At 46.1% G+C, this 5,996-nt stretch carries 3 protein-coding genes and 1 pseudogene; 3 read left to right on the top strand and 1 reads right to left on the bottom strand.

Features of this window, described 5'->3' with window-relative positions:
• Positions 1-525: 525 nt before the first annotated feature.
• Both F8S12_RS26035 and argJ read left to right on the top strand, forming a co-directional pair.
• Positions 526-2,328, top strand: coding sequence for a vanadium-dependent haloperoxidase (locus F8S12_RS26035; protein WP_196519188.1), 1,803 nt, complete (start codon positions 526-528; stop codon positions 2,326-2,328).
• A gap of 342 nt (positions 2,329-2,670) precedes the next feature.
• Positions 2,671-3,933 carry a bifunctional ornithine acetyltransferase/N-acetylglutamate synthase gene (gene argJ, locus F8S12_RS26030; protein ID WP_196519187.1) on the top strand — a complete coding sequence of 421 codons (1,263 nt, stop codon included), beginning with the start codon at positions 2,671-2,673 and terminating at the stop codon, positions 3,931-3,933.
• 161 nt (positions 3,934-4,094) lie between these two features.
• Here the strand turns inward: argJ and F8S12_RS26025 are convergent, their stop codons facing one another.
• On the bottom strand, positions 4,095-4,289 hold the full coding sequence (locus F8S12_RS26025; RefSeq protein WP_196519186.1) for a hypothetical protein: 195 nt from the start codon (positions 4,287-4,289) through the stop codon (positions 4,095-4,097).
• A 473-nt stretch (positions 4,290-4,762) separates the two neighbouring features.
• On the opposite strand from F8S12_RS26025, the pseudogene F8S12_RS26020 reads away from it, so the two are divergent.
• Positions 4,763-5,996: pseudogene (locus F8S12_RS26020) on the top strand (integrin alpha); the annotation flags it as partial.

Here is a 5,996-nt window from a genome sequence, read left to right as displayed (position 1 = left end):
ATAAGAGAGTTTTTTCTTTTGACCCTACACCCCACACCCCACACCCTACACCCTAGTTTCGGTCAATTATCAATCTCATCCGAACTGTATTGAAACAGCTTTGTTATTAAAAGCAATATTAGAGAAATACCTAAATTGATCTAAAAACTACTTGATTTTCACAGTCGTTTGTGAGAAAGTCTGACTTAAGAACTCAAAATACGGTAAATCGATAGAGTTACAGTGTTTTGATTAACTGGAAAAGAATCATGGTTTGGGCTGTGCGATCGCCGCAATGCTTTAACCTCAGCGTATGCTACAGAGTTACTTGAATAGCATGATTAAATGCCGAGAGTAATAACCTCTAGTGCAAATTACTTTCCAGTAGAGCTGCCCCAAATTTCATCACAAACCCGGTTCAATTACCCTCTTCTAGTCGTGGGTATTTCAAATGTGTGGCTTAGAGTTTTTCAACCTCTGAAGTTACTCATTGATTTACTCATGACTGGATTTTTGTATTGTTTTTTGCCAGTGGAGACATCTGAAATGCAAACAGATTCCAATTCTCACCAAAGTTCCAGTCAAGATGCTCAAACTCACAGTGAAACAACGCAGGTTAGTTCAGGTGGTAGACGCTTCTTTTTTAGTCGTGGTAGTAGACGTTCATTTCTCGGCCGTGTCGGTTTATTTACAGCTGCCAGTACTATTACAGGTGTTTTAGGTTCAACTGTCTCCTTCAAAAAGGGAGGAGACATTGCCCAGGCCGAATATCCTTTCAGACGTTCTGGAAGGTCAAGATTTAACTATGATAGGTTTGTTGATAAAGCTTATCGAGTACGTGTTGAAGCAGCAAGACTCGAAAGGAATATTCCCATTCCGCCACATCCGACGAACGGGGATGAGGAGCGTTATCCCAATAAAATTGGCTCCGACAGTAGGGGACTACCGCACAATGCGCGGGGCGAAGTTAACTTGGATGCCTACAAGTCTTTGACCAGAGCGCTGATAACGCAAGACCCAGATGATTACGAAAAAATTATCTTGGGTGGCACCAGAAAGTTGGTCAATCCTCAAGGCGCTCTGGCAATTAGCTTAGAAGGGATCAATGCAGCACAAATAGCTGTGCCGCCACCACCGGCTCTAGCTAGTGCAGAACGCGCTGCTGAAGCAGTTGAACTCTACTGGCAAGCTTTACTCCGAGATGTACCTCTTTCTAAGCTCCAAAACAATACTGACAACCCAAAAGTCTTGGCAGCTGTCGAAGACCTCAATAAGCTTTCAGCATTTCGAGGGCCAAAACAAAATGGACGTGTCACCCCTCAAACTCTATTTCGTGGTAGTGTCAACTACGTCGGTTCAGGTTCAAGTACAAAATATGTGACTCCGCCAGGGGTACTAGATGGGCCCCACATCTCACAATTTTTGTTGCTAACTATTCCTTGGGGAACTCAGTCTGTTTCGCCATTGATTCGTACTGCTCTTCCTGGTAATGACTTTCTACTCGATTTCCAAGAATGGTTAACTATTCAGAATGGAGGTAGTTCAGGGAAGTCCATTAAATACGACCCCAAAAACCGTTACATAGTCACGGTTCGGGATTTAGGTGAGTATGCCCATATTGGCGGCCCTACATACCTTGGAGCCTCCTTGATTCTTGGTAGTATTGGTACACCTTTGAATCCGGGCAATCCTTACGTTAATTCCAAGACCCAAGTTGGTTCAGCTGGAACGTTTGCAGTGGGACATTTACAAGCCTTGCTTAACTTGGGTACCTCGCGTGCGATTAGAGCGTCATACTGGCAGAAATATTATGTACACCGCATTCTGCGTCCAGAGGCGTATGGTGGGCTAATTTACAACAAGATTGTTAATAAAACGGATTATCCAATTAATTCTGAGGTCTTACATTCCCAAGCTTTGGCTCAGACCTTCAGCACCTTCGGCACCTATCTGTTACCCCAGGCATATCCAGAAGCAGCACCAATCCATTCCTCCTATACAGGTGGTGCGGCTTCTATTGCTGGTGTCAATGTCACACTATTGAAAGCGTTTTTTGATGAAAACTTTGTTATACCCTCACCAATAGTGCCTGACCCCAATGACCCCACAAAAGTAATTCCTTATAGTGGGCCACCACTGACTGTGGGTGGAGAGTTGAATAAACTGGCAACTAACTATGCTATTGGTCGCGGTCACGGCGGTATCCATTGGCGTTCCGATGGTTCGGCTTCCTTGGCTTTGGGAGAAGAGGTTGCTATTAGCCTCCTTAGGGATGAAAGACTGGGTTACAACGAAGAATTCAGCGGCTTTACCTTTACTAAATTTGACGGTACGAAAGTCACAGTTTAACTAATTTGTAATTCGTAATTTTTGGATTATAATGCTCACTCTTCCATCCCCTAAGTATTTTTGCGGTGTTTCTTCATAGAATCTTCACAATAAAAGTGGTGACAACCCTCATACCTAAAATGGTATGCTCTGGTAAGTAGATGCACCCTGATGATCTGGAGAGCAACTTAAGTAGCTCTCCTTTTTCGCATTTGTCTTTCATCATAAGAAAAGTAAAAACAATTATGCCAATCGCCAACTGGTGCATTATGATTGCCATCAGCAAATAAACTCACAACAAAACTCAGCACTTTTCCAAAGCACAAATTGACTTATCCAACCTGATAGTTGTAAGGAATAATCATGGCAGATTGGCAAAAAATAACAGGTGGCATCACAGCACCAAGAGGATACCGAGCGGCAGGAATTACCGCAGGGCTTAAACCTTCGGGGTTGCCAGATTTAGCTTTGATCTTTTCAGATGTAGAAGCGATCGCAGCTGGTGTATTTACTACCAGCCACGTTAAAGCTGCCTGCGTAGACTATTGTCGCCAACGTCTGCAAGCCAAACATAGCGCTCGTGCCATCCTCTGCAACGCTGGACAAGCAAACGCCGCTACAGGGAATCAAGGCTGGGTTGATGCCCTAGAATCTGCAATGGCAATAGCCCAAGAACTAAACATCTCGTCTGAATCTGTATTATTGGCTTCTACCGGCGTGATTGGTCAAAGAATTAAGATGGATGCTTTGCGAAGTGGGATTCCCAAGTTAGTAGCAGCATTATCAGAAACAGGCTCAGATGCCGCCGCCGGAGCCATTATCACCACAGACTTAGTAACAAAATCTATTGCTCTAGAGACAATCATAGGCGATGCCTCCGGCGGGCTGCGCCAACGCCCCGTGCGGATTGGCGGCATTGCCAAGGGTTCCGGCATGATTCACCCTAACATGGCAACCATGCTGGCATTTATTACCTGTGATGCTGCGGTTTCGTCTCACCTTTGGCAGCAAATGTTAACAAGAGCAGCTGATAGAAGTTTTAATTCCATTACCGTAGATGGTGATACTAGCACCAACGACAGCTTAATCGCCCTAGCAAATGGTCAATCTCGCACCCCAGCAATTACAGAATGGGGCGCAGAAGCAGAGAAATTAGAGGCCATGTTAACAGCAGTTTGCCAACATTTAGCCAAAGCGATCGCTCGTGATGGCGAAGGTGCAACCTGCCTAATTGAAGTGGAAGTCACTGGGACTCATGATGAACTCTCAGCTAGACAAATAGCCAAAACCATCGCCGGTTCATCCTTAGTTAAATCTGCAATCTTTGGACGTGACCCCAACTGGGGACGCATTGCCGCCGCTGCTGGACGTGCAGGTGTGCCCTTTGAGCAAGAAAATCTGCAAATTAAGCTAGGAGATTTCTTAATGCTGGAAAATGGGCAACCCTTAACTTTTGACCGTGCAGCAGCAAGTGCTTATTTGAAAAAAGCAGTAGGCGGTGCTTATCTTCAAGAGGATACAGTGTTAATTTCCGTTAATGTTGGCAATGGTCATGGCTCAGGTAAAGCTTGGGGTTGTGATTTGAGTTATGACTATGTGAGGATTAATGCAGAGTACACAACGTGAACTACCCAACATTAATCGGAGTACCTATATAGTGTGGGCTTCCAGTTTCGCGGACAGTTGCCTCTACAAACGATGACTTGGTTTTCGTTCACCAGCTTGCGAGAAAGTTTTAGCAACCCTGACTGGCATTAATACTACAACGTTGATTGCTGCTAATTTCACTATTGTCTAAACGCAACCTCTTGCAACAAAGATGTATTGACGTGCACCTTTGTTGCATTGACGTGCATCTTTGTTGCATCGACCCGCACCTTTATTGTATTGACGTGCATCTTTGTTGCATCAACCCGCACCTTTGTTGCATTGACGTGCAGCTTTGTTGCATCAACCCGCACCTTTGTTGCATTGAAGTGCATCTTTGTTGCATCGTTTCTTTAGTTTGACAAATTACTATGATTAGCTGTCTGGCGAGAAAAAGGCGTAGGCGTAGCCCGTCGTAGACATCGCTCTCATCATACACTTCCGTTTTTTCACTGCGACGCGATCGCAAGATTACCTGCAAAGAGTGTTAGTGAAAACATCAACTTAAATAATGATTTGTCCGATAAAATTACTCTTAAAGTAGTGCCACTATTTGTTTGTAAATCCCTAAAACAAAAACCAGGATAGGCAAATATAGATTGTACATAATGTTTAGTAATGTATTAAATGCCGATCTCTAGACAAAGATACGATGTATAGTCTGAAACTGTACATCTGAGTATGTTGTATAAACTAATCTTTAGCTTTCCCAAATGATTGGCTGGTAGTAAGCGGCTTCAGCTTTACTTTTATACAATACCAAATGTTTATTACGCTGATTACAAAACGACAATAGGAATCAAGAATAATGGCACCTAATCCAGCAGTTTTAAACCTCTCTGACCTCAACGGTAGTAATGGTTTTGCGATCAACGGCATAAATGCCATTGACTACTCAGGCGACTCAGTCAGCAGTGCCGGAGACTTCAACGGCGACGGCTTCGATGACCTGATTATCGGGGCAAGTAGTGCCGAGCCTAACGGCAACTACAATGCAGGGGAGAGCTACGTGGTGTTTGGCAGCAGCAGTGGCTTTGGAGCGAGCCTCAATCTCTCGTCACTCGATGGCAGCAACGGCTTTGTGCTCAACGGCATTGATGCAGGTGACTACTCAGGCTCCTCAGTCAGCAGTGCCGGAGACACCAACGGCGACGGCTTCGATGACCTGATTATCGGGGCAAGTAGTGCCGACCCCAACGGCAATGACTTTGCAGGGGAGAGCTACGTGGTGTTTGGCAGCAGCAGTGGCTTTGGAGCCAGCCTGAATCTCTCGTCACTCAATGGCAGTAACGGCTTTGTGCTCAACGGCATTGATGCAAATGACAGCTCAGGCTACTCAGTCAGCAGTGCCGGAGACATCAACGGCGACGGCTTCGATGACTTGATTATCGGGGCAAGGTTTGCCAACCCCAACGGCAATTATAATGCAGAGGATAGCTACGTGGTGTTTGGCAGCAGCAGTGGCTTTGGAGCCAGCCTTGATCTCTCGTCACTCGATGGCGGTAACGGCTTCGTGCTCAACGGCATTGATATACGTGACTTCTCAGGCTTTTCTGTCAGCAGTGCCGGAGACTTCAACGGCGACGGCTTCGATGACCTGATTATCGGGGCAAGGTTTGCAAGCCCCAACGGCAAGTATAGTGCAGGGGAGAGCTACGTCGTGTTTGGCAGTAGCAGTGGCTTTGGAGCCAGCCTCAATCTCTCGTCACTTGATGGCAGTAACGGCTTTGTGCTCAACGGCATTGATGCAGGTGACCTCTCAGGCTTCTCGGTCAGCAGTGCCGGAGACATCAACGGCGACGGCTTCGATGACCTGATTATCGGGGCATTTCGTGCCGACCCCAACGGCAAGTATAGTGCAGGGGAGAGCTACGTCGTGTTTGGCAGTAGCAGTGGCTTTGGAGCCAGCCTCAATCTCTCGTCACTTGATGGCAGTAACGGCTTTGTGCTCAACGGCATTGATGCAGGTGACCTCTCAGGCTTCTCGGTCAGCAGTGCCGGAGACATCAACGGCGACGGCTTCGATGACCTGATTATCGGGG

Origin of the sequence: Nostoc sp. WHI (assembly GCF_015714725.1) — a bacterium.
In the GTDB taxonomy this organism is placed as follows: Bacteria; Cyanobacteriota; Cyanobacteriia; order Cyanobacteriales; family Nostocaceae; genus Nostoc.
Note: the sequence above shows the minus strand (reverse complement) of the source record. Positions and strands in the feature narration are given on the sequence as shown.